Source organism: Culturomica sp. (assembly GCF_003524185.1).
Classification (GTDB): Bacteria; Bacteroidota; Bacteroidia; order Bacteroidales; family Marinifilaceae; genus Culturomica; species Culturomica massiliensis.
In genome coordinates, this window is record NZ_DOED01000014.1 from 93,225 (window position 1) to 119,739 (window position 26,515).

Annotated in this window: 19 protein-coding genes; 10 read left to right on the top strand and 9 right to left on the bottom strand. The window is 42.8% G+C overall.

The window, feature by feature from the left end; all coding sequences use genetic code 11:
• Positions 1-180: 180 nt before the first annotated feature.
• Positions 181-456, bottom strand: a complete 276-nt coding sequence (rpmA, locus tag DD657_RS06045) for a 50S ribosomal protein L27 (protein WP_021987233.1) — start codon at positions 454-456, stop codon at positions 181-183.
• 44 nt (positions 457-500) lie between these two features.
• Complete coding sequence (rplU, locus tag DD657_RS06050) at positions 501-812, bottom strand: 50S ribosomal protein L21 (protein ID WP_068689029.1); 312 nt, start codon at positions 810-812, stop codon at positions 501-503.
• Between the two features lie 269 nt (positions 813-1,081).
• Between rplU and DD657_RS06055 the strand changes: the two genes are divergently transcribed.
• From DD657_RS06055 to DD657_RS06095, 9 genes are all read left to right on the top strand, one after another.
• Positions 1,082-3,691: a DUF5686 and carboxypeptidase regulatory-like domain-containing protein gene (locus DD657_RS06055; RefSeq protein WP_287049018.1), complete on the top strand. Its 2,610-nt coding sequence runs from the start codon at positions 1,082-1,084 to the stop codon at positions 3,689-3,691.
• A 173-nt stretch (positions 3,692-3,864) separates the two neighbouring features.
• Positions 3,865-4,413 (top strand): 1-acyl-sn-glycerol-3-phosphate acyltransferase, encoded by a 549-nt coding sequence (locus DD657_RS06060; RefSeq protein WP_021987236.1) that lies wholly within the window; start codon positions 3,865-3,867, stop codon positions 4,411-4,413.
• A 93-nt stretch (positions 4,414-4,506) separates the two neighbouring features.
• Entirely contained in the window at positions 4,507-5,268 is a 762-nt protein-coding gene (locus DD657_RS06065) for a M15 family metallopeptidase (protein WP_287049020.1), read from the top strand.
• Between the two features lie 135 nt (positions 5,269-5,403).
• The gene (locus DD657_RS06070) at positions 5,404-6,219 is read left to right on the top strand and encodes an amidohydrolase (protein ID WP_287049022.1); all 816 of its coding nucleotides are present in this window, start codon (positions 5,404-5,406) and stop codon (positions 6,217-6,219) included.
• A 147-nt stretch (positions 6,220-6,366) separates the two neighbouring features.
• A complete protein-coding gene (locus tag DD657_RS06075) occupies positions 6,367-8,484 on the top strand; it encodes a S9 family peptidase (RefSeq protein ID WP_118773270.1) in 2,118 nt (705 codons plus the stop codon).
• 252 nt (positions 8,485-8,736) lie between these two features.
• On the top strand, positions 8,737-9,414 hold the full coding sequence (gene trmD, locus DD657_RS06080) for a tRNA (guanosine(37)-N1)-methyltransferase TrmD (RefSeq protein WP_021987240.1): 678 nt from the start codon (positions 8,737-8,739) through the stop codon (positions 9,412-9,414).
• Between the two features lie 74 nt (positions 9,415-9,488).
• A complete protein-coding gene (locus DD657_RS06085; protein WP_287049025.1) occupies positions 9,489-10,730 on the top strand; it encodes a mechanosensitive ion channel family protein in 1,242 nt (413 codons plus the stop codon).
• A 241-nt stretch (positions 10,731-10,971) separates the two neighbouring features.
• Complete coding sequence (gene rpsA, locus DD657_RS06090) at positions 10,972-12,879, top strand: 30S ribosomal protein S1 (protein WP_021987242.1); 1,908 nt, start codon at positions 10,972-10,974, stop codon at positions 12,877-12,879.
• A 106-nt stretch (positions 12,880-12,985) separates the two neighbouring features.
• On the top strand, positions 12,986-13,924 hold the full coding sequence (locus DD657_RS06095) for a ribonuclease Z (protein WP_287049028.1): 939 nt from the start codon (positions 12,986-12,988) through the stop codon (positions 13,922-13,924).
• Between the two features lie 71 nt (positions 13,925-13,995).
• On the opposite strand, the gene DD657_RS06100 is transcribed toward DD657_RS06095, so the two are convergent.
• From DD657_RS06100 to DD657_RS06130, 7 genes are all read right to left on the bottom strand, one after another.
• Positions 13,996-14,973, bottom strand: coding sequence for a DUF3667 domain-containing protein (locus tag DD657_RS06100; RefSeq protein ID WP_287049030.1), 978 nt, complete (start codon positions 14,971-14,973; stop codon positions 13,996-13,998).
• Positions 14,974-15,033: 60 nt separating this feature from the next.
• Positions 15,034-16,530, bottom strand: coding sequence for a hypothetical protein (locus DD657_RS06105; RefSeq protein ID WP_021987245.1), 1,497 nt, complete (start codon positions 16,528-16,530; stop codon positions 15,034-15,036).
• Positions 16,531-16,619: 89 nt separating this feature from the next.
• Positions 16,620-18,977 (bottom strand): PAS domain-containing sensor histidine kinase, encoded by a 2,358-nt coding sequence (locus DD657_RS06110; RefSeq protein WP_287049033.1) that lies wholly within the window; start codon positions 18,975-18,977, stop codon positions 16,620-16,622.
• Positions 18,978-19,060: 83 nt separating this feature from the next.
• Positions 19,061-20,245 carry a glycosyltransferase family 2 protein gene (locus DD657_RS06115; protein WP_287049035.1) on the bottom strand — a complete coding sequence of 395 codons (1,185 nt, stop codon included), beginning with the start codon at positions 20,243-20,245 and terminating at the stop codon, positions 19,061-19,063.
• A 12-nt stretch (positions 20,246-20,257) separates the two neighbouring features.
• Complete coding sequence (locus DD657_RS06120) at positions 20,258-22,405, bottom strand: LruC domain-containing protein (RefSeq protein ID WP_287049037.1); 2,148 nt, start codon at positions 22,403-22,405, stop codon at positions 20,258-20,260.
• A gap of 107 nt (positions 22,406-22,512) precedes the next feature.
• Complete coding sequence (locus DD657_RS06125; RefSeq protein ID WP_287049039.1) at positions 22,513-23,571, bottom strand: endonuclease/exonuclease/phosphatase family protein; 1,059 nt, start codon at positions 23,569-23,571, stop codon at positions 22,513-22,515.
• A gap of 178 nt (positions 23,572-23,749) precedes the next feature.
• Positions 23,750-24,862: a glycosyltransferase family protein gene (locus DD657_RS06130; protein ID WP_287049041.1), complete on the bottom strand. Its 1,113-nt coding sequence runs from the start codon at positions 24,860-24,862 to the stop codon at positions 23,750-23,752.
• A 42-nt stretch (positions 24,863-24,904) separates the two neighbouring features.
• Here DD657_RS06130 and DD657_RS06135 point away from each other — a divergent pair, with 42 nt between their 5' ends.
• Entirely contained in the window at positions 24,905-26,458 is a 1,554-nt protein-coding gene (locus DD657_RS06135; protein ID WP_287049042.1) for a lipopolysaccharide biosynthesis protein, read from the top strand.
• Positions 26,459-26,515: the final 57 nt, after the last annotated feature.

The window sequence follows — 26,515 nt, forward strand, 5'->3', positions numbered from 1 at the left end:
TTCTAAATAAGCTGAAATAATGAATGAACTATTAAAGTTTACTTCCCTTTGTTCAAGGCAGCTACTGAAATAGTCAATAAGTCAACAGACTTAAGTCATAAATTATTTTCCGAGCGGTAAATATACAAAAAAACTCCTGTATCGCTTACAATACAGGAGTTTTAAATTTTTATTTCAGGCTTATTCTGCTGCGTTTTCTACAGTTGCCGGTTTAACAGATACATAAGATCTGTTTTTTTGTTTTTTGGTGAAAACAACTTCACCGTCAACCAATGCGAATAAGGTGTGATCTTTACCTATACCCACGTTTAATCCCGGGTTGTGTACTGTACCTCTCTGACGAACGATAATATTACCGGCTTTGGCAAATTGTCCGCCCCATATTTTAACTCCTAATCGTTTGCTTTCGGATTCGCGGCCGTTCTTAGAACTACCGACACCTTTCTTATGTGCCATATCTTATTGAATTTTAGAGTTTACTAAATAATTTTTCTTTCAGATTAAGCGTTGATCGCTTCGATCTGGATTTGTGTCATAGACTGACGATGTCCGTTCAATTTCTGATACGTTTTTCTTCTTCTTTTCTTGAAGATAAGAACTTTGTCAGCTTTTACATGAGCCAATACTTTTGCGGTAACTTTAGCGCCTTCCACTTTCGGCGTACCGATTTTAATGTTGCTTCCGTCTTCAACGAGAAGTACATTATCAAATTCTACCTGAGTGCCTTCTTCTGCAGCCAGACGATGGACATACACTTTGCGGTCTTTTTCTACTTTGAACTGCTGTCCTTGAATTTCAACAATTGCGTACATTGTAAATTGTTTTAATGTTACTACCATGGGGTGAGATACTTATCTGCTTATTGAACCCCTGAGGAAAAATTTTTGTGGTGCAAAGATACAAATTGTTTTGAAAATGCAAAAGAGATTTGGATTTAAGATTTACGATTTAAGATTGGGAGAGAGGGGGAGGTGTTTGTGTATTTTGGAAAAGAAGAGGTTTATTTTAAATTTTGGATTTTAAATTTTAAATTGAAAATTAAAGTATGTATTTATTAAATTTGTGCCTTAAAATTTAAAATATGAAGGTTGTTTTATTACTGTTAGGCATTTTTATAGCTTCCGTTGTGAAGTGTCAGGTACTGGAGGGGGTAGTTTCCGATGCCGAGGGACAGGCGGTAGAAGGGGCTACGGTTTATGTACGGGAAACGGCACAAGGATGTGTGGCCGATGAAAACGGGAATTTTCGGATTGCGCTGCCCTCCGGAACTTATGTATGTGAGGTGAGCGCTTTGGGATATGAAAAACAGACATTGCAGGTCAGGGTAGGAGAGAAACGGGATGTATTGCAGGTGGTTCTGAAACCGATGGTGTATATGTTGCAAGAGGCAAAAGTAAATGCCAGAGGGGAAGATCCGGCTTTTTATATTATGCGGCATGCGATTGCCCGGGCACCTTATCACCGGCATCAGGTGAAGCGTTATCTGTCGGAGGTATATACAAAAGGTACGATGCAGTTGGAAAAGGTACCTAAATTACTTATGTTGTCGAAAGAAATACGGAAAGAGGTGACGCCTTATCTGGGAAAAGTATTTACCCTGGAATCGGTGATGGAAGTTGCTTTTGAAGCTCCCGACACTTACGAGCGGAAGATCGTGGCTTTTTCCAGTTCTATCCCGGATGATCTGAGCCCGGATGAAGCTTTGGGGATCGTCACCGCTTCGGTTTACGATCCGGATGTGATGGGTATGGTGTCGCCTCTGGCACCCGGAGCGTTTTCGTATTACCGTTTCCGTTTTGCAGAATGTTATCTGGAAGACGGAAAAACGATCAATAAAATCCGGGTCGAACCCCGGAAAAAGAACAGTCAATTGCTGGATGGTTATATTTATATTGTCGAAAATGACTGGAGTGTGGTGAATTTTGATTTTTCGGCAAAACTTACCGGGGTGACCCTGCACATCAAAGGGGTATTTCATGACGTAAAACCTTCCGTTTTTCTTCCGACTTCTTACGATATTGATGTGGACGTAAAAATTTTCGGAGTAAAGGCCGGTGGAAAGTATTATGCTTCTGTCAAATATAAAGAGGTGGAGGCGGATACGACCAATGGAGTTGTCGTGAAGCCTGTGTCTGTTGTTGCTGAAAATAAAGCATTGCCCGAGCCGGCTAAATCTCCGAAACGGGAAAAGGCGGAACGTAAGCTGGAAGCTTTACTGGAGAAAGAGGAGCTGACAACCCGGGATGCTTACCGGATGGCCCGTTTGTCCCAGCAATTGATGACTCCCGAACGACCGGATACGATACCTCCGCTTGAGATCCGGGAAGAGGTCGTTACGGAAAAGGTATCGGTCGATTCGATGGCTGTGCGGCGCGATTCGGCTTATTGGTTACAGATGCGTACGATACCCTTGAAACAGGAAGAGGTAAAGGGATATCAGATGAGGGATAGTTTGCGGGCTGTTGTGAAGAAGTCGGAGGGAGAAACGGATACCACCCGCCGTGCGCATCGGGATGTTTTCGGACAGATATTGTGGGGAAGTTCTTATAAATTAGGAAAACAGGGACGGTTTGAGTTCGACGGACTGGTAAAGGCTTTTCCCGAATATAATTTTGTGGATGGTTTCTGGATAGGGCAACGGTTCGGTGTGTCGCTTGCCGTAGCACGGGGACAGCGTTTGTATGTAGAACCTTCGGTTTATTATGCAACGGCCCGTAAATCCTGGATCTGGCAGGTCTATTCTTCTTATACTTATGCTCCTTTGAAACGGGGATTATTAAAGGTTCGTTTCGGAGATGTTTCTGCAGATTATAAAGGGAATGCCGGGGCATGGCGGCTGGAAAATACGTCGACCTCGCTTGTGTGTGCCGATAATTTTATGAAATTTTACGGGAAGCGTTATGTCGCTTTAGAAAACCGGATCGATATCAGTAACGGTTTGGTGTTGTCTGTCGGTGGAAATTACGAAAAGAGACGGGTGTTGGAGAATCATATCTCTTATAATATTTATAAGAAGGATCCGAAACCCAATACGCCTTCTTCCGAAGGGGGAGTCGATATGCCCGACAACACGGCTTTGCATGTTTACGGGCAACTGGATTATACGCCCCGTTCGTTTTACCGGCTCAGAAACGGCTATAAGCGGTATGTACGTTCCGACTGGCCTACTTTTTCCGTGCGTTATGACCGGGGAATTTCCGTCGGTTCCGGATTGAGCAGTGCTTACAACCGGATTGCAATCGGAGTGCAGCAAAAAAAATCTCTGGGACTCTTTGACAAAATTTCTTATAAAGTTCAGGCGGGTAAGTTTTTTTCGGTAAAAGAGTTGTATTTCCCGGATTATAAGCAGTTCGGCGCTACAGGATGGGTTTTTAGCAAAGAAATGTTTTTCAGCGACTTTTACCTGACGGACTACTATGAGTTGGCAACGGCTGAAAAGTGGTTTCAGGGAGCTCTGAATTATACTTCTTCTTATCTGTTGATCAAGCGATTGTCTTTTATGCAACGTTTCTTATTCAATGAGGCTGTGCATGTCCGGTATGTCTGGATGCCGGAAACTAAAAGTTATACGGAGTGCGGATATTCGCTGGGATTCGAGGATGAAATCCGGGGAGGTGTATTTTTCGGGTTCGACCGGGAGGGGTACCGGGGTGTCGGAGTACGGGTTGTATTGCCGTTGGATTGGAAATAAGTTGTATATTTACAATGTACATATTAAAATTGTATATTTACAATTTTAGATTAAATAAATCCGATGACGAATCGGCTTGTCGGGTAATTTAAAATTTACAATCTAAAATTTACAATTTATATACAGGATTAAGGTAGCTCTTAAAGAGTATTCAGGAAATAAATTTATAGGTTATGAAATATATAGCGCGATTTATAATGTGGTTGGGGGGATGGAAGTACAAGGGGGAATTACCGGAAGTGAAAAAGGCTGTCATTATTTCTGTGCCCCATACTTCCAATTGGGATTTTGTATGGGGGGAATTGGCTTTTTTAAGTCAGCGTATTCCGGCTTTTATTTTGATGAAAAAAGAATTTTTCTTTTTTCCGCTGGGAATGATTTTACGGGCATTGCGGGTGATTCCGGTCGACCGGGGGAAAAAGGACAGTCATTTGGTGGATCAGATGATTACAGAGTTTAAGAAGCGGGATTCCATGTATTTGTGTATCACACCCGAAGGAAGCCGGAGTAAGCGGAAAAAGTGGAAAAAGGGCTTTTTGGTCATTGCAAAGGCTGCGGGTGTCCCCGTATATCTGGGACGAATCGATTATAAAGGAAAGTATTGTGAAATCGGTCCTTTATTTAATCCGACGGATGATGTAGATGCGGATTTGCAATACATTATGAGTACTTATAAAGATGCTAATCCGCGACATCCGGAGAAATTTTCCTGGGGGGAGTGAATGAAAAGAGAGAAAGAGCGTTGCGATTCATGTAGGCGTCGGGAAACGTTTTCGCCGGATGATGATGTATCCGGTTTGTAATAATCAAACGGAATGACCAATAAGCGAAGCATTTTAATTTTTGTTTTTGTTTTATTTCTGCTGGCTTGTACAGGTCGGAATAAAACGGTTGAAATTGCTGTGGAACCGGGGCGGATGGTGGAGGTGGATGATTCCCTCATACTGGATGAACGGATCTTCTGTTCTGAAACGGAAACAGAAAAGAGGATGCTGAGTATGGGATTGGTGGATATCGGGAAATTGGATCGGCGGATAAAAGTGAAGTTGGTTTATGCCACACCGGATAATTTTACCGGAAAAGTTTTGTACCGGGAATTGAGAAAGGCATATATGCGGCCTTTGGTGGCGGAAAAGTTGATCCGGGCACAGGATTTACTGGAAAATATTCGGACAGGTTGGCAAATTGTCGTGTATGATGCCGCGCGTCCGATGTCGGTTCAGCGGGAAATGTGGGAGTTGGTAAAAGGAACTCCCAGACATATATTTGTCAGTAATCCGGGTCGGGGAGGCGGATTGCATAATTACGGACTGGCAGTGGATGTAACTTTATGTGACTCTTCCGGGGGATTCCCGGATATGGGGTCGGCATTCGATTATTTCGGAGAGGAAGCCCGGGGAGATAAAGAGGAAGAATTGGTTATACGGGGAAAAATTACGCCGGAAGCTTTTGAAAACCGGCAGTTGTTACGTAAGGTAATGACGGAAGCCGGTTTTATTGCGCTCGGGAGTGAATGGTGGCATTTCAATGCTCTTCCGCGAAGGGAGGTGATCGGTAAATGGGAAAGAATAGAGTGAGGAGTATATTATTATAGATTTTAAATTTTAGATTGTCGATTTAGATCGAGGAGAAACGGGGGCGGAGTTATTGCATTGTTTATGATTTGGATTGAGGGAGATGGGGGTAATTAAGGTTTGAAATAGAAGGTTTGAATGAAAATAGCATTGGTCCAGTCTTCTCTGGTATGGGGAGATATAGAAAAAAATTTGGCGCTTTTTGACCGGAAATTAGCCGGGATAGGGGCGTGTGATGTCATTTTGTTGCCGGAAATGTTTACGTCAGGGAGTATGTTGGTGAAGCCGGATAAAAGGGTGGCGGATGCGGAGAAAAACAAAACGGCAGCTTGTTATGAGCGGGTCAGGCGACTGATGTCGGAATGGGCAGAAAAGCGGGATGCGCTGGTTATGGGGTCTACGGTATATAACGAAGGAGAGTCGTATTATAACCGTATGATTGTGGCATTTCCGGATGGAAAGAATTTGTATTACGACAAGCGGCATTGCTTTCGGATGGGGGGAGAAAATGAACATTTTACTGCCGGTAGGCGGCATCTGTTTTTTGATTTCCGGGGAGTTCGGATAGCGACCTTTATCTGTTATGATTTGCGCTTCCCGGTATGGAGCCGGAATACCGATAATTATGATCTGGCGGTGTATGTGGCCAATTGGCCGGCATCCAGGCGTAAGGTTTGGCAGTTGTTGTTACAGGCCCGGGCAATAGAAAATCAGGCTTTTGTGGCGGGTGTGAATTGTGTGGGTACCGACACTGCCGGCTTGACGTATGCGGGAGATTCTGCCGTTATTGATGCTAAAGGAAATATCGTGGGAGCATGCCGGGAATATAAAGAGGAAATTAAGATTATCGGGATTGATATGGAAGAATTGCGTCGGTTCAGGAATAAATTTGCCGTGTCGGAAGACAGAGATGTTTTTGAAATTAAAGGTATTGACGGACTGGAAGTAGAGTGATAAGATCGTGTGGGGATAGGTGGGTTAATAGGCAATTTTTATATCTTTGCAAACGTGGTCGGAATTTATAAACTCAGTTTTATTAAACTTTGTGTTTTAATCCTGTATTTGTTTTGAATCGCTTTAATTTACTTAAATTTAAAATATATGAGATATTTATTACTTACATGTATCGGAATGGCTATGATGTTTAGTTCAAAGGCACAGGATAAGATGCTGACGATGGAAGATGCCGTTTTGGGTTATGAATTGCGGCCGAAGACGCGTTATATTCAATGGCAGGGCGACCGGGATATAATGACCTATACGGAAGGGACGGATTTGGTTGCGGAGGATGTATTGAAAGGAGAGAAAAAGGTGTTGATGACCGTAGAGGAACTGAATCGGTTATTAACTGCGGATTTGAAAGGATGGCCTATGTATGGCTGGGCGGATGCCGAAACGTTGGTAATCGTAAGGAAGGGAAACAGATACGAGATTGATATCGTGGGGAAACGGGTTCTTCGTACGCTTCCCTTGCCGAAAAAAGGTGGAAATGTAACCTATAACGGATACAATGCTTTTGCTTTTACGCGTGACAATAATTTGTATTATTCGGACGAAAGGGGAAATGAATACGCCGTGACGAAGGATTCAGACCCGAATATTGTAAACGGTCAGACTGTAAGCCGGAGTGAAATGGGTATTTCCAACGGTATTTTCTGGTCTCCGGATGGCAAAAAGTTGGCTTTTTACCGGAAAGACGAAAGTGCTGTGAGTAGTTTTCCGTTGTTGGATATAACGACCCGTACCGGAAGTTTACGTGAGATTAAGTATCCGATGGCCGGTATGCCTTCAGAGCAGGTAAGTCTCGGCGTATATGATTTGGCTTCAGAACGGACGGTATTTATGGATGTAACTGATTTCGGACGGGAGCAATACCTGACCAATATTACCTGGAATCCGGCATCCGACGTAATTTATATACAGGTTGTCGACCGGGATCAGAAGCATGTCCGTTTGAACAAATACAATGCTGTGACGGGTAAATACCTGGGGACGGTTTTGGAAGAGAAAAACGATCGTTGGGTCGAGCCGTCGAATGCTTTGGTGTTTTTGAAGAATGATCCGTCTAAGTTTATTTACCGCACGGATAACCGGGACGGTTTCCGTAATTTATACCTATGTGATACGGAAGGTAAATCTGTCCGCCGGCTTACCGATACGGATGCTGATGTAGAATATGTGGCTCAGGACGGTCGTTTTGTATATTATACTTCGGCAGAGGTTAGTCCTGTCGAAAATCATTTGTTCCGGGTGGATTTGAAATCCGGTAAAAAAAGCCGTCTGACGGATGCAGAAGGATGGCATTCGCCGGCTGTAAGTCCTGGTGGACATTATTTCGTCGATAGTTATAGCAGTCTGAATGTTCCCCGGGTTATGGCTGTACGGCAGACCGACGGTAAAATCGTACGGGAACTGATGCGGGCGGAAAATCCCACAAAAGATTACAATTTCGGAGAGATAAGTATGGGAACGGTAAAGAGTGCCGACGGCAGGTTTGATAATTATTATCGTTTGATCAAACCGGTGGGGTTCGATCCTTCGAAGAAATATCCGGTCATTGTGTATGTATACGGAGGTCCTCATTCGCAAATGGTTAAAAATACCTGGCAGGCGGAATTGCGTCGTTGGGAGATGTATATGGCCCAGCAAGGATATGTCGTGTATGTAATGGATAACCGCGGAACTTCCAATCGGGGTGCCGACTTTGAGAAAGCGATATACGGCTTGTGCGGTCAGGCTGAAATGGCCGATCAGATGAAAGGCATCGAGTTCCTGAAATCTCAGCCTTGGGTGGATGCCGGCCGTATCGGGGTACATGGATGGAGCTACGGTGGTTTTATGACGATTTCTTTGATTACGAATTATCCGGAGGTGTTTAAGGTGGGGGTTGCAGGCGGACCTGTAATCGATTGGAAATGGTATGAGGTGATGTATGGCGAGCGTTATATGGATACTCCCCAGCGCAATGCCGAGGGATATGCTAAAGTAAGTCTGATGAATAGGGCGAAAGATTTGAAAGGCAAGCTGTTGATTTGCCAGGGAGCTATCGATAATACGGTGCTGTGGCAGCATAGCCTGAATTTTATAAGGGAATGTATAAAGAATCAGGTACAGGTGGATTATTTTCCTTATCCTTGTGCAGAACACAATGTTTTCGGACGCGACCGTATCCATCTGATGCAGAAAGTAACCGATTATTTCGACGATTATCTGAAATAGGTATTCCGGGGAGGTTCGGAATAGCATAATAATGCGGAACCGGGACTTTTAAAACCTGGTTCCGCATTTTTATTTAATAACGTTTCCCTGCTTTCGGTAAAATAGAAAGTTCCTATTGAAGCATGTGGGAAATCGGCTGAAATTTTATAAAATCATTCTGTGCATTGCCTGATTTTTCTGTTTCCTTTTGTCTTTGGGGAAAATGGATGAAAATAGTTATCTTTACCACCGGAAAACGAAGAAATCAAGATTATGCGTATAGATATACTGAGTGTTGTGCCGGAATTGTTGGAGAGTCCGTTGAATCATTCGATTGTAAAGCGTGCCCGGGATAAAGGGATTGTCGAAATATACATTCACAATATCCGGGACTGGTCGAAAGATAAATACCGTAAGGTAGATGATTATCCTTTCGGCGGAGAGGCGGGCATGGTGATGATGATTCAGCCTGTATTCGATTGCATTAACGAATTGAAATCCCAGCGTGATTACGATGAGATTATCTATACTTCTCCGGATGCGCCCGTGTTTAATCAACGGGTGGCGAATGAATTGTCTTTGAAAGAGAATATCATTTTATTGTGCGGACACTATAAAGGAATTGACCAGCGTATCCGGGAACATCTGGTTACCCGGGAAATATCTGTCGGGGATTACGTATTGACAGGAGGAGAGTTGCCGGCTTGTATTATGACGGATGCTATCGTACGTTTGATTCCGGGTGCGATGAGTGACGAGAGTTCTGCATTGAGTGATTCGTTTCAGGATAATTTGCTGGCGGCGCCCGTGTATACCCGTCCGGCGGAATTTAACGGTTGGCAGGTTCCGGAAATTTTGTTGTCCGGTAATCACGCTAAAATCCGGGAATGGCAGGAGAAGGTGGCTTATGAGCGGACAAAGGCATTGCGGCCGGATTTATTGGATGAGTAAAATTACCGGATGGGGCAGAATTTTGGTTCTGTAAATTCGTTTTTATGATGTGTATATAGAAATCTGTCAGGGATATGGAAATTATCGAAGGAATAACTTTAAACGATTTGTTGCAACGCCTGGGTATCCACTCCTCCTGGTTGTTGAGTACCCTTGAATTCATGATCCGGATATTGTTTATAGCCATAGTAGCTTGGCTTACTTATTTTATTGCCCGGAAATGGTTGGCAAAGATCGTTGTCAAATTGGCCGGCCGGACCGATACACGTTGGGATGACCTGATGTTTGACCAGCGTTTTTTCAATTATTTTGCTTTTTTCATTACCCCTATCGTTATCCGGATGGTATCTTTTCAGATCGGTTTGGAATATCTGGTGGTTATCAATAAAGTTATCGATATTTGGATTGTTTTTGCGGTGGCATTTCTGTTGTCTGTGGTAATGGATGGGGTAAACCGGATTTATAACAGTTATCCCGTTGCGCGTAATCGTCCGATCAAGGTGTTTATACAGGTGATTAAGATATTTGTATATTGTGTGGTGACGGTTATTGTTTTCAGCATTATCCTGGGAAAAGATCCGGAAGCATTGTTGGTCGGTTTGAGTGCTTTTGCCGCGGTTTTGATGTTGATTTTCAAAGATGCGATACTGGGATTTGTAGCCGGAGTGCAGTTGATAGCCAATAAGATGGTTAATCTGGGCGACTGGATCGTGATGCCTTCTGCAAATGCCGACGGAGAAGTGCTGGAGATCAATTTGACGACCGTAAAAGTACAGAATTGGGATAAGACCATTTCTACGATACCGACTTATAAGATGGTATCCGAATCTTTTACAAATTGGCGGGGAATGGAAGAGTCGAACGGGCGGCGTATAAAACGTTCTGTAAATATCGATGTGCAATCCATTCATTATCTCACGCCCGGAGAAATAGAACAATTGGCAAAATCCGAATTGTTGAAAGATTATATATTGACGAAAAAGGCCGAGCTGGATATAAATTATGCAGATGCCAGTACACCTTTAGACGGAATTCGGATGACAAATATCGGTACTTTCCGGGAATATATGGAGCTTTGGATTGCGCAGAATCCTAATATCGCTCAGAATATGACGCATATGGTAAGACAATTGCAGCCCGGTCCGACCGGCGTACCGTTGGAAATTTATTGTTTTTCGGCCAGGCAGAAGTGGGTGGAGTATGAGAAAGTACAATCCGATCTTTTCGACCATTTGTATGCTGTGGTTCCGCTTTTTAATCTTCGCTTATTCCAGTATCCTTCCGATAAATGGGTAGCAGAGGGGGATAATTTTTGATTTACGATTTACGATTTACGATTTTTGATTGGTTCCGCAGATTGGTATTGGATTGAAAATCGAAAGGAATCTGCTACGCCCAGTTCCGGTTCGGGTCTCATTCTGTATATTCCGGAGGCTAAAGGAGTTCTGTTTTTTATTTTTATTTGAGAAAATAATTGTGAAACAGATTATTATTCTTACCTTTGCGCCCGTATTCAAAATAATGTCTAACTTATTAGTTAAGAAAGAATTAATTTTTATGTCAGAAGAACAAAAAGATTTGCAGGCTATAGCTGCAGAAAAAGAAACCAAAAAAACAGCTCCTGTTACAACAGCAGAAGCTGATGAAAATTTTGATTGGGATGCTTATGCTAATGATGTTGTAACTCCCGTTTCCCAGAAACAAGAACTGGAAGAAAAGTATGCCGGTACACTTTCGCAGATTGCAGAGCGTGAAGTGGTAGACGGTAAAGTAATCTCTATGAATAAGAGAGAAGTCGTTGTAAATATCGGCTACAAATCAGACGGTATCATTTCTTTGAACGAATTCCGTTACAATCCGGATTTGAAAGTAGGTGATACGGTTGAGGTCTATGTGGAAACACAGGAAGACAAAAAAGGTCAGTTGACTTTGTCACATAAGAAAGCGCGTGCAATGCGTAGCTGGGATCGTGTGAACGAAGCATTGGAAAAAGACGAAATTATCAAAGGATTTGTTAAATGTCGTACGAAAGGCGGTATGATCGTTGACGTATTCGGTATCGAAGCGTTCTTGCCGGGTTCTCAGATCGATGTTAAGCCGATCCGTGATTACGATATTTATGTAGGTAAAACCATGGAATTCAAGGTGGTTAAGATTAACCAGGAATTCAAAAATGTGGTTGTATCTCACAAAGCTCTTATTGAAGCAGAGCTTGAACAGCAGAAGAAAGACATTATTTCCAAGCTGGAAAAAGGTCAGGTACTTGAAGGTACGGTTAAAAATATTACCTCTTACGGTGTATTCATCGACTTGGGCGGTGTAGACGGATTGATTCACATCACCGACCTGTCTTGGGGTCGTGTAAATCATCCGAACGAAATCGTTCAGTTGGATCAGAAACTGAATGTGGTTATTTTGGATTTCGATGATGAGAAAAAACGTATTGCTTTAGGTCTGAAACAATTGACTCCGCATCCGTGGGATGCTTTGGATGCAGATTTGAAGGTCGGTGACAAAGTGAAGGGTAAGGTTGTGGTTATGGCTGACTACGGTGCATTCGTTGAAATTGCACCGGGGGTAGAAGGTTTGATCCACGTATCTGAGATGTCATGGTCACAGCATTTGCGTTCTGCTCAGGATTTCATGAAAGTAGGGGATGAAGTAGAAGCTGTTATCCTGACTTTGGATCGTGACGAAAGAAAAATGTCATTGGGTATCAAACAGTTGAAAGCTGATCCGTGGCAGAATATCGAAGAGAAATATGGTGTTGGCAGCAAACACAAAGCTACTGTACGTAATTTCACAAACTTCGGTGTATTTGTTGAAATAGAAGAAGGTGTTGACGGATTGATTCATATTTCCGATCTTTCCTGGACGAAGAAAGTAAAACATCCGGCAGAATTCACTCAGATCGGTGCTGAAATCGACGTTGTTGTATTGGAAATCGATAAAGAAAACCGTCGTTTGAGCTTAGGTCACAAACAATTGGAAGAAAATCCGTGGGATGTATTTGAAACGATTTTCACTGTAGATTCAGTTCACGAAGGTACGATTACCGAAATTTTCGATAAGGGTGCTGTGATTGCATTGCCTTATGGTGTTGAAGGATTTGCTACTCCGCGTCATTTGGTAAAAGAAGACGGATCACAGGCTAAAGTTGAAGAGAAATTGGACTTCAAGGTAATTGAATTCAATAAAGCCGCTAAACGGATCATTCTTTCTCATTCCCGTATTTTCGAAGATGCACAGAAATCGGATGAGAGAGCTAAGAAATCGGCCGAAGAAAAAACAACCAAAAAAGCCGTTAAACAGGTAAAAGATAAACTGGAAAAAACGACTTTGGGTGATATCACCGAGTTGGCTGCTTTAAAAGAACAGATGACTGCTAAAGCAGAACAGGCTGAAAAAGCTCCGAAAGCTAAAGCTGCTGAAGACAAAGCAGAAGAAGCTCCGGCAGAAGCTTAATGAGTCAAAGAACTAGGGTCTGCATAGCAGACCTTAGAATATAATAAAAGAGTCTGAACGGTTAGCTGTTCAGGCTCTTTTAGCATTAACCCGGAAATAAAAAAGGATGAAATTCGAATTGACGATTCTCGGTGCCGGCTCTGCTGTTCCGACAGCCCGTAGGAACTCTTCGGCACAGGTATTGAATATTCAGGAACGTTATTTCCTGATTGATTGTGCGGAAGCTACTCAACATCAATTGCGTCGTTTTCATATTCCCTATAATAAAATCGGTCATATTTTTATTTCCCATTTGCATGGGGATCATTTTTTCGGTTTGATCGGCTTATTGTCCAGTCTGGCGCTCCAGGGACGTAAAGGGGAGGTACATGTTTATGCAGACAGACGATTGCAGGAGATCATTGAATTTCAATTGAAGGTAATGAACAGCCGTTTGGGGTTTGCACTTGTTTTCCATCATTTGAGCCGGGAGGAAGAGGTTGTTTATGAAGATAAAGCGGTTACCGTGACTTCCTTTCCGTTGTCCCATCGTTATGATGCTCCGGTGTGCGGCTTTCTGTTCCGGGAAAGAGAGCGGGAAAGAACCATACGCAAAGATATGGCTCTGGCCTGGGATGTGCCGGTCGCTTTTATGCAACACCTTAAAAAAGGAGCTGATTTTGTAACGCCGGAGGGGCAGGTGATTGCTAACGACCGGTTAACGATTGCCGCTCCGCCTTCCCGTTCTTATGCCTATATGACCGATACTTTGTTCCGGGAACGTTTTGCTGCCTATGTTAAAGGGGTCGATCTGTTGTATCATGAGGCGACTTATGACCGCACGCTGGAACAATTGGCCAAAGAAACCTACCATAGCACGGCAGAGCAAGCGGCCCGGATGGCTCTTTTGGCCGGTGCAAAAAAATTGTTGTTGGGGCATTTCTCAGCCCGTTATCCGGATCCCTCTTGTTTGTTGCCGGAGGCCCGGGCTATTTTTCCGGATACGTTCGTTTGTACGGATGGGGATGTTTTTGATATTCCGGCCCTCAAGAGAAAAGAAGGTTGATTTGATCCGTTGTTTGCAATTTCTGATTGGTTTCCTAGAGGTACCGGTCTGTACACTGTGAAATACCGGTATTAAAGGTCCTCTTCTATAACTTTTAAAATATCCGGAGATAGGAGATCCAGAAGGCCCAATATGTAAATCACACCGATGATAATTGCTGTAATCAATATTGTAAAGAGCAGGATGAGTAATCCCGAGTAGAGAAACATAAGTGCTGTTTTTCGCAGGGCTTTCCAGAAACCTATTTTGAATAATTGTTTTAGGTCCCAAACGGTGACGGCGAAATAAAGACTGTATACGATCTGAAAGGAGTTATCTGTCAGTTCCGTTGTATGGGTGCAGACCATAATCGGTAAGGCTATGAATAAAGCTAAAATCAACCGTTGGCATGCTATGTAAGCAAATATGAATATATATTCTGTGAAATTGTAGGTATATTTTTTCCGGATTTGGTAACGATAGCGTGCATGATAGGTGGCAATAAACCGGTAATCCGAAAGGGTATAATTGTAAGAGCGTTTCCTTGGAGGCAGGGTATGGTAATATATCCAGGCGGAGAGGCCTTTTCTGGTTCCCGGTCCGTATGGATGAAAAGGAGGGGTGTAAAAGGCGAGGCGTGATGCCCAGGCAAAGAACGGCAAGGTTACAATAGCCGTCAGCGACATACTGGAATCGATCCATTGTTCCAGTAAATTGAAAAATCTTTCCCAAAAAGTTAAATCAGTGACGGTCTGGACTGCTTCAACCGGTTTTGCCGGTAAAAGGATCTGTGACATTAAGCCGTAGAATCCGGCGGTGATGAATAACATCGGGAACGGTTGGAAATGGATAATGCGTTTACCGCTGACATAGTCGGCCAGCATGTGTCCGGGGCGGATAAACAGTTCTTTGAATGTGAATAAAATCCCTCTGTCGCAATTGGTCAATCCGTAAGCCCAATTATCGATTACCGAGCGTAATGTCAGTCTCCCGACTTTAGCTCTTTGACCGCATTGGTTACAGTAATTCCCTTTGTATCGGGCACCGCAGTTTTTACAGATATGAGGCATAAATTTAACTTTCCTGCCTACAAATTTAATTTAATTATTTAAATTTATCATTTTGTGGGGTTACTTTTGTCCGGTTATTTGATCGGGTAAGGCCGGGGTGCCGAATAGTTCCAGAATTTTTTTACGCACCTGGTATGTATTTTCGCGGAATGCCTTGTCATCTCTGCCAACGCCGACAAATCCATTGAATCCGTTGAGGAAATTGTCCGGATAATAGGTTTTATTATTGTTGCGTTGGAATTGTTGTTCGATATCGGCATATCTGTTCAGGTCGTCAAAACTCCGTCCCTTTTCCAACAATAAGGGAAGCCGGCTGAATAGCAGAGAATCGTATGTACCGAGCGGGTTGCGTTGGGCGACGTGAATTTTTACAGCGACTGAATGTGTGCGAAACTCTTTTTTAACAGGTTTGTAATCGTAGCAACAGAAGGCTTCTTTTTCAATCAGGTTTCCGGCAGAGGGAAGCATGCGGGAAGGTTGCTCTAAAACCAGAAAATCATTTCCCAGATCGTATTTCCATTGAGTGGTCGTCTGGCAAGAGCGGATGTAGATCTGATTGTTTTTGTCGTATCCGAAAGTAAGGTCCGCCCGGGTGGAATAGGGGGAACTGGTCTTTCTGCGGTTTGTCAGCAAAACTTGCCGGAGCAATTGGTAATCGATGTATTCGAAAGTCATTCTTTTCAGAATGTGACGATGGAAGTCTATGACGAGGGTGCCTTTGCAGGAGATTCGGGTTTGGTCCGGATAGTCCTGGGAACGGGTATGGAAGGAATAAACGTAGTCGAGACTGTCGGTATCAACCGGTTTAAATTCGTATGTATGTGTTCCGGAGAAAAGAGGGCCGTATAATTGAACGGCACGCAGTAATGTGAATATCTTTCTCGTTCCGGCATCGAAACGGTTGTCTTCCGTCGTAATATACAGCGGCGAAAGGGTATCGCTGCCGTTATTGGTTAGGTTATAACTTCTTTGCGTGTATACAGGTAGAAAGTAGGAACGAAAACTCTGGTCCCATATATTTTTAGGACGGATGTCTCCGGAAGTAAAGTAATAGCCGTATTCACGCCGGTATTCTAGAGTCGTATCCCGGTAGTTCGTAATTTTTTCATATTGAGCATTGCCGTAGAAGTTGCAATAGGGCAGGGTACTACGCGGGAGCTTCTTTAATTTAGCACTTACTTTATTCAGCAATTCTTCGGTTGAGATACTTTGGACGATGGTTTCTTCCAGTTGGTAGCTCAATTCTTCGAGTTGGATGCGGTCGATTTTTTGTAAAGCTGCCGGAGTATACGTTACGAGTTTGTACCCCATTCCTTGAAATTGAATGGAGTCATTCGGATGAAGCAGGCGGTTGTGGATGATACATTCGCCGTCGATATCCGAGGAGGTAATCAGGAAGCTTTTGTTTTTATTGATGACATATACACCGAATATCGGTCGGTTTTGAGTATCTGTAATTTTTATTCGTAATGTGGTTGTATCGCTGACAGTCAGATATTGGGCTTGTAATGAACAAGTCCCTGAAAAGAAAAGGCAAATTAGTAAGAAATGTCTCATCGGAATATACGGATAATTGTGAACTTACGATTCAGAATGACAATGTCTTCGGGATGACTCCGATTTGTCGGTTTCTTTTTCTTTGGCCGTCAGATATATTTTTCCAATGCTTTTTTCAATTGCTCGATAGAAACGGGTTTTGTTAAAAAATCATTGCAACCTGCTGCAAAAGCTTCTGCCTTATCGGATTCAAAGGCAAAGGCTGTAAGTGCTATGATGGGAATGTTTTTGTCCTCTTGGCGGATTATACGGGTGGCTTCCAAACCGTCCATTTCCGGCATTTTTATATCCATAAGAATTAAATCCGGATGTACGGTTTTGTTCAGTTCGATAGCCTCTTTCCCGTTTACAGCTCTGACTAAATCGTATTCTTTACCGATCATTGCTTTTAGCAATAGAAAGTTGCTGTTTACATCTTCAGCAATTAAGATTACTTTGTGCTGATCCATATGTTTTTCTTTATTTTGTATACTTGTTATTCTTTCCGGTGTCTTTCCGGTTTTTTCTTTTCCGTCTATCGGAATGGTAAAGCGGAATGTGGAGCCTTTCCCGACAGCAGATTCTACTTCGATATATCCGCCCAGATTGTTGATGATCATTTGGCAGATAGACAGGCCGAGTCCGGAACCTTGTGCGAAGTTATTCAATTTTACAAAGCGGTTGAATATACTTTCGAGATTTTGGGGTGCAATACCGATACCTGTATCTTGTACGAAAAATTCGATGTTTTTGTCTTTCTGTTTGTATCCGAAACGAATTTCTCCTTCGGTTGTAAATTTTTGCGCATTGGTTATCAGGTTGGAGATAACCTGAGCCAACCGGTTGTTATCACTGGTAATTGTCATATCCGGCGCATCGGTGTCCAATATGAGCCGTACATTTGACTGTGTTTTATGGAGGTGAGTGTTGTAAAGGCTTTGGCACAGTTCTTTTAAATCTACGGGTTTCATTACAAATTCCAATGTCCCGGCTTCAATTTTGGAGAGATCTAGAATGTCGTTGATCAATTGTAATAATAGTTCAGCATTTAAATTGATGATATCGTCGTATTGCCGGAGTTCTTCCGGGTCCTGTGTTTCTGCTATCAATCTGGAAAAACCGACGATTGCATTTAAGGGGGTCCGGATTTCATGGCTCATATTGGCCAGAAAAGCGGATTTTAATTTGTCGGATTGTTCTGCTTTTATACGGGCTTCGATTAAAGCCGTTTCCGTATTTTTTAATTCAGTGATATCCCAGGCAATACCGATGATAAAAGGGGGTTTATTGTCTTCAAAGGGTACCAGGGTTTTTATGGTATTGACTGTCCGGATTTCTCCGCTGGTTGTCATATAATCTTCCTGGTATTCTATTTTTTCTCCGTTTGTTAAGAGGCGTAAATCGTCTTCTCTGAATTTGCGGGCATCTTCCGGATTCGGGAAAATTTCGTAGTCCGTGTGTCCCAATGCATGGTCGGCGAGAATACCGGAATGTTCTTCGAAAGCTTTGTTCCAATACAGGTAACGAAATTCATTCCCCGTATCTTTAACGAATAGATATACCGGAACATTATTCAGTATGGTATCCATAATAAAATTGAGTTCCCGTATTTTTCTCTGTTGTTGGAGTCTTTCTGAAATATTGCGTCCGAAGGTCCAGACAATTTCTTTTTCTTCGTCATACTCTTTTACGATATAAGTCGTTATTTCGAGAGTTATGGAAGTGCCGTCGGCGTTTTTGTGGCTTGTCGTGTATTTTAAGGTTCCGTTTGCTTCCCTGAGATTTTGGATTTGAGTCTGCCATGAATCCCGGGTGATATCCGGATATATGTCGTATATTTTTTGTTCCCGGATATCGCCGCTTAAATGATAATTGTTATAAAACTGGGCATTGGCAAAAATCAGATTTCCTTCAATCGTGCAGGCATATATTTCTTCAATGGAATTATTGACAGCCGATTTTACCATTTCTAATTTCTGTTGTGTTTGAATAGCTTCTGTCTTATCACGGCAGATACAGAGTACATGGTTGTCATCCAATGGAATGATCCGGTTTTCGAAGAAATGTTTTTCTCCGTTTAAGGGCAGGGAATGGCAGGCAATACCCGTTGTTTGCGTATGGATTACCTGATCCAGATTCGTCTTGATAATTTCGTAGGCATCTTTCGGGAGTATATCCCGTATATTTTTACCCAGCATGGCTGCTGAACTGTTACCTACGTGTACGGTTTTCTCAGAAGACACAAGTTCGACATAATTTCCTTCGTAGTCCAGAACGGAAAGCATATCGGGCAGGGCTTCCAGCGCTTTGGAACCGAATTGTTTTTCCAGGTTGCGCTTGTTTTCAGTAGTTACAGACCGGGCACAAACGGAAGAATCTTGTTTGCCGGAAAGATTTTCGATTTGTTTTTCCAGGTCTGCTATTCTATTTAGTAAGTCCTGACGCGATAGATGTTCGTAGACTTCCATAGTTATCGGAATTGGTTAATACGTCTTTTGATCGACCGGTTGTTATTATACAAAAGTAGCATAATTAATGAAATTTCTATGTTTTATTCCGCCCGTTTTGCTTTTTCCCACGTACCTTTCCCTTTGAATTTTTTGTAATAAAAGAATGCTTTTATAACATTCAGGTTCATAAATAGAAAGTAGTAAGGAATGAAAAGAATTTTAATTTTGATTTGTTTGCTTTGAAAATAAGCTCCTGTTGAGGCCAGGATGTAAAATAACAGTTGAAACAGAAAAATAATCCGGTAAATAAGCGAGGGTGAGCAAATGGCGAGTCCGGTATTTAACGGGAGTAGCAATAAAAGGGCTACGGGGGTGACGGACCAGCGTAACACCCGGTGTGAAATGTATTGGAAACTCAGAGTCTTGTATTTGAAAAGGTTCAGAAGTGAGCGCAATCTACAGATGGCTTGCAATCCTCCGGCTGCAATCCGGATTTTTCTTTTTTGTTCGTTTCTGATATCTGCCGATCCTTTTTCAATAGCATAGGCAGAAGCACAATATGTAATTTTATACCCCTTTTCAGCAATTCTCAGCGAAATCATGAAGTCATCCAATAAGGTATCGGCGGGCATGGGTTCAAATAGGGAGGTTTGTATTGCAAAAAGTTCTCCGGCTGCTCCTACTGTGGAATAGAGCCGTGAATCCCATGCCTTTAGTTTGGATTCATAACGCCAGTAAAACCCTTCCCCTCCTGATGCAGCGTTGTCTTTTGTATTGTTTTCAATGCGTTTTTCACCGGCAACACAACCTGTTTGCTTATCGGCAAAAGCATTGACAATTTCCCGGACGGCCTCCGGATTGAGCATGGTATTTGCGTCGGTTAAGATCGTATAGGGAGTCGTAACAAATGGCACTGCCCGGTTGAGGGCAGCTGTTTTCCCTTTTCTTTCCGGATGGAAATAGAGTTTTATTTCCGGATATTGGGCCAGTAGAGAGTTTGTATTGTCATTGCTGCCGTCCGTAATCCAGGCGATAGTCAATTTTTGGGGAGGATAATTCAGGGCTTTGCAGTTCCTCATTTTTTCCTCTACAACCTTTTCTTCGTTATAAGCTGCAATGAGAAGAGTCACTTCGGGAAGTTCTTCTTGCCATTCAGGTTTACAATATGGGTGAAAGAACTCTTTTATTCGTACGAATAAATAGAGTAGCATGCCATACCCTACGTAAGTATAGAAGACAATAACCAGACAAATCCAGAATAAAATTTCAAAAAACGACTGCCACATGAAACTTTAGACTCAATTCCGGTATATAAGATGTTCTTCGGGAAAGATATACCAGTCTGCATTGTCTTTCCCGCTGCTTTTTACCCATGCTTCAAATTGAGGATATACATCGGTTATTTTTCTCCATTCCTGCGGATAACGGAAAATGCCCGGAACGCGGATACTCCACATGTATTGCTGGGTAACTTCCTGTAATTTGGCCGGAGTAACACTCAAATTCGTATGCTTGTACCGGGGTAAATGGATTTCTGTACGAGGCAGCCGGGTGCCTACGATTGTAAAATAGTTTATGGCATCCAATTGAATGTCTTCTTCCTGAATCAGTGAAGAAAATTCTATCGTTACATCGAAAGAAACCGGCTTGGCCGTTGCGCCTCCCTGGATTGTATTGACGATCGTGGTCGTGTTGCTATACCCCAGTATCTGATGGGCATTGTCAAATAACGGAATAACCGCTTGCTTCTGTTTTTGTTCCGTAGAGTTACCGTTTCTGTAAAAGTTATCCAGCGGCAATTCTGTGGAATAGCTTACCGATTTTACGCTCTCTTTTCCAAGACGGTCTAATTGCAAGGCAGCACCCAATTGTCTGGTTGCACCTACTGCTCTCAAGGTAAAATGCAAAGTCACCCGGTCTATTCCGTTTTTCTGCGGATAGTAATAACTTGTTGAATCCAGACTTAAAACGATGTCATTCATGTCGTAATCTCCCGGATTCGGATAGTTATCTTCGGAAGCGAATGTGTAGGTCTGGGTATAGGTTACCGTTTTGGGAAATTCCGGTTCTTCCGGTTGCTCCGGAACATAGTCGTTTCCCTGGCTGCATTCGCTGGGCTTGATCTCGATGGTCGCACCCGTAGAAACATCTTCCAGCATACAATTAAACAGAATATTATAAGTCCATGGATCTGCCGGATATTGATTGCAACTGATGTAAAGGTTAGAAATAAAGTTTAACGGCGCGTACCGTGAAGGGCAGATCATTTTGTCGATCCGGACTAAAGCATAGTCATTTCCGTTTCCCTGGATGAATGGGCTTCCCCAATTGGCTGTGGTGAGTGTACCTATTTCCAGCATAGCAGAGTTGCCCAGATATACCGAAGAGTTTGCCATGGAAAAATCTTCGCTGACGAAAGAGCAGTCCGGAGAAACGGTCAGTATACTTTGGTTGTTCAGCTTAAATTTTTTGATATGGGCATAACATTCATTCCGGAATAGAAATGCAACGTCGGATGTCGTCAGTCCGTTTGCATAGAATTTTCCCTTGTTGACGAAGAGCATTCCACCGGCTTTGGCGATGATCCAATCTCCGTAAAAATTCCCTTCATTGATGACGGCTCCCGGATTATGAAATTCCAGGCCGATGTTGTTTTGCTCGGGGGTGCCCAATTGTCCGCCGGGGGCGATACCCATAACACCTCCTGCCGAATTCCATTTAAATGTACAGGAAGCCGCAGAAGATAACAGTTTTCCCGTTCCCATAATGTAGATATCCGAGCCTTTGTTAAGGACCGTCATGTTATTCGGGTTGATCCACGTACCCGTAATGTACAGAGAACTGTTGCCACTGCCGGGGAATGTAATTTTACCGGTATACGTTTCCCGGATAACGTAATTTTTATTGGCTTCCAAGGTTACGTTATTGGGGCCTTCTTTGATTTCGTTTGCGTCTGCGGGTACATTTTCCGGTATTCTTTCATCGGCATATGCCCGGGTGGTTGCCGGGGTGCTGCTTGTATTTTTTTCCGGGTAGAAACTGCAATCGAGTTTGTTGTTTTTGATTTCCGCTTCTTTGATGCTTTTTCTTCCGCCGGGAGTCGTTTGACGGATATACAAGGTTTTTTGAACAGCCGGAACGGTTATCGTTTTTTGTAGAGGTTGTTTTCCGGTACACCAGCCCGTGGTATACAATACAGCCGACGGATCGGTAAGCGGGTTTTTATCGAAAATTTCAATCGTGTAGAGGTATTGTCCTTCGTACCGGTCATAAGGAATTACGGACGTCTGAACGGAAGAGGTCGTCGACCAGGTAAAATCACTTGGAATATTCTGGATAAAATAATCCTTGCCCAGTGCTTCCGGGTCATATATTTCTTCGTGGCAACTACACAATAGAAATAGTCCACAAAGTATGCATAAAATACTGCTGTGTATTCGTTTCATGGTATCTTGATTAAAATCCGGGCGGTTGTGTTTGGGAGTTTACATGCTACCCAATCTACTTAATTATGTAACAAATGTACAATTCTTATTGATTCATTTCAAGAATATTACTCTTTTTTTTTAAGTAATTTCATTACTATCGGATTGTGGTCGCTTCCCGGAAGGCTGGGAGAGTCGTATGTCAAACCGACGAAGTGGGAATCATAGGCAATGAAGTCGATTCGCAACAAGCCTTTGATGCCTTTGAACGAGTGGCCGTAGCCTTTGCCACAGGCCCGGAAGCCGTCGGTAAGGTCGTGATTGCGGATGTGGTTGAAAGCATAGGAGACCGGGGTGTCGTTAAAATCTCCGCAGACAATCACGGGGTATTTCGTCGTATCTATTATTTGCCGGACAAGTTGAGATTGGCGGGCACGGATCTGAAAGTTTTCTTTCAGTTGTTCCAATAGGTTGACGAGGGTGTGGGCCTGGCCTTTCCAGTTTTTTACACTTTTGTACTCGTAATATTTCTTTTTGTTCAGACTGACATTCGTGGTTTGCAGGTGGTTGTTAAAAACCCGTATGGTATCCTGGCCTACCAGGATATCTACCCACATGGCAGCATTCGTTTCGGAGTGAAAGTCGATATCGGTATGCCGTATTATAGGATGACGGCTGTATACGCTGATACCGAAATTGGCCCACGAAGTCCGGCGATTGAAAAACGTACAACGAAACGGGAGAGGGATTCTTTCACGGATGGTGGCTGAATCCAGGTTGACTTCTTCGCAATGTTCCTGTACACAGAGAATGTCTATATTTTCAAGAGACAGTTTGCGAAGCAGTGCATAGCCTTTCGGAGAATGGCTGATTTCGTAAAATCCTTCGACATTGTAGCTGGCAATGTGCAAAACTTTTCCCGCATCTGAAATTTCAGGTAATTTTTTCCAGGGATTCTGGAAGATGGAAAAAAGGTAATTGTAATTTAATAAGATTGTAATTAAAGGCAAAACCAGCCATATTTTTCTGTGAAATCCCCAGAATATCAGTAAAAAGAAGTTGCCGATAAGAATGACAGGCATAAATAATCCGGAAAATGCAGGTACCCACCATGTATTAGGGTCAATATACGGTGCCAGTATGCCGGTTAATCCCAAGACGGCCATACCTATGGCTATAGGTTTCATTAAAAGGTAAAAGAAAAACCTTAAGGCAGCCATCTTATTCGTTCTTATTGTTATCTGACATGGTGAAATAACTCACAATAACCGATTGTGCTTTTGACACAATCTTTCTCTCCTACGCTTGAATTGAGGTTAATGATCGGATTGGCAAAGTTAAGATTATTTATAGAATATTAAAATCTTAAAATATTCGTTCCAATACTTTTTTTATCTGTCTTTCCCAGGAGAGTTCCTGAATGGAAGCTCTGATTCCGGAAGGTGAGACGGATAGTTGCCGGTAGAAAGCGATGAGCCGGCCGATGTTGACGGGGGCTTCGTTTGCCGGGACTTTTAGGATGTAAGGACGGTTTTCAAAATCAGTATCCGTTTCCGAGTAGATAAAAGGAATACCTCTGGCTGCATATTCTCTGTTTTTCAGGGTTTTGATGTGCTGTATGCCGCTGCGATGGCGTCCCAGACTACCGATTCCCATATCGCAACGGTCGAACAGGTTATCCAGTGCCTTGCCGTGTAATGCTCCGTGGAGAATGACATAGGGCCCGAGCCCGGATTGTCCGATAAGGGGGACAATTTCATTACGCTCGCGGGCACTGAAAAAGTCGCCTATAAGGTGGAAATATACTTTATAGTCAGGTTGCGTGGCGTAATATTCTGCCATTCCTTTTATCAGGCGGTCGTATCCGTGCCAGTAATGGATTTCTGCTACTCCGATGAGATGCAGTTCACGCTCCGGTGTATTGAGGGCGTGTTTCAAGGGGATTGCTTCGAAATCTATACCATTGGAAATTTGTATGGTCGGGACACCGAAGATTGTTTTATAGTCGGAAAAGGTAACGATACCGTCGAGGCAACGGGCCAGTTTTTTACGGTAATAACGGTCGAGGTATAAACCGATTTTCATGCGGAAGGTCACGTATTCCTGGTCGTAGGGATAGGTGGGGATTTCCATGATTACCCGGCACCCCTCCTGTTTCAGCCGCCGCACCAGTCGGATGGTAAAAGGATTGGCATTGTGGGCGGAGCGCATATATACCAATTTTATTTTTTCCCGGACGACAAAGCGAACGATGGAATCGAATTCGATCCGTTTGCTTATTTTGCTTCTCCAGCCTGTGCCGTAATCGGCAATGACTTGCTTGCCGGCCATGCGTTGTTTCCGGCCGTGTTCTTCGGACAGATAGCACAGGTAAGTTTCTAAACCGTTGGTTTCCAATGCACGGACTTGATAATGAATCTTTTTGCTGATGCCGTTGGCTGCGTCGAAACCGTGGAATGTGAGAAAAAGTGCTTTCATCTGTCGTCGCGTTTTTATACCTTTGCCGATATTTTTTAATTTATGGCGGAGTCAAGAGTTCAAAAGAGTATCCAGAATGCAAAAGTAAATCTAATATTCTATTTTATTACTTTATTTTTGTCGTTCTTTTCCCGGAAAATATTTTTAGATTGCCTGGGGGATGATTTTGTGGGGTTGACCGGAACATTGGGTAATTTGCTGAATTTTCTGAATCTGGCCGAATTGGGGATCGGGGCTGCTATCGGTACGGTATTGTATAAGCCGATTTTTGATTGCGACCGGGAGAAGATCAATGAGATTATCTCGGTGTTCGGCTATTTTTATCGGAAAGTGGGATTTGTTATTGCCGGAGGCGGGATTGCTTTATCTGCTTTCTTACCCCTTATTTTTGCAAAGACGGAATTTGACTTGGCTTTGATTTATTTTGCTTTTTATGCTTTTCTGACTTCGGCATTGATCGGCTATTTTGCAAATTATAAGCAAGTATTACTGGGAGCCGACCAGCGGAATTATGTTGTAATCGCCTATTTTCAGACTTCGAATCTCATTAAGACTTTCATTCAGATTGCTTTGGCTTATTATACCCGGAATTATTATTACTGGGTAGCGGTTGAGTTGTGTTTCGGGGTGATCTATAGTATTATATTGAATTGGAAAATCCGGAAAGTATATCCCTGGCTGCGTTCAGAGATTCGCAACGGCAGGTTGCTGCGTAAGCGCTATCCGTTGATTATGACTTATTCGAGGCAGTTATTTGTACACAAAATAGGTTCTTTGGTACAATTTCAGATCAAGCCTTTATTGATTTATAGTTTTGTATCTTTACAGGTTGTTGCCTTTTACGGAAACTATTCGTTGATTATCGATAAGGTGATTTTGCTTATCAAAAATATGCTGGGAAGCACAGGGGCCGGGGTGGGTAATCTGGTGGCGGAAGGGGATAAAGTAAAAATCCGGAAAATATATTGGGAATTGACGGCTTTGAATTATTTTATTGCGGGTTTGTTTGTATTTGCCGTTTATCACCTGATACAGCCTTTTATTGTATTATGGGTAGGGCCGGAGTATGTATTGAGTCGTTGGGTATTGATTATTTTGTTGGGGAATATGTTTATTATGCAGACCCGGGGTACGAATGATCAGTTTTTATATGCCTACAGTCTTTTTCATGATATATGGGCTCCGATTGTGGAGACGGTCGTCAGTATTTCCATATCTTTGGCCGGAGGATATTATTGGGGGTTGGAAGGCGTATTGTTGGGAAGTGTGGTAAGTATGTTTTTTATTGTGGTTTTATGGAAACCCTATTTTTTATACCGGAAAGGCTTTCAGGACAAACTTCGGGAATACTGGTGGGGTATCGTCAGGTATATTCTTTTGATCTTGCTTGCCTGGATCATAACGTCCGGAATTATCCGTTATGTTTCCATTGATCCTTACCGGAGTTATTGGAACTGGATACAGTTTGCCCTTGTGATCGTCGGTATTCTGGGGGGAGTGTTGTTTACCTTCTTTTATTTATTCAGTGCAGGATTCCGTTATTTTTTGAAACGTGTGAAGGAACGCTTGAAACTGAAATTTAAAATCAAAGCCTGATAGGATTTACGATTTACGATTTTTGATTTACGATTTTAGTTCAACCTAAACTGTTAT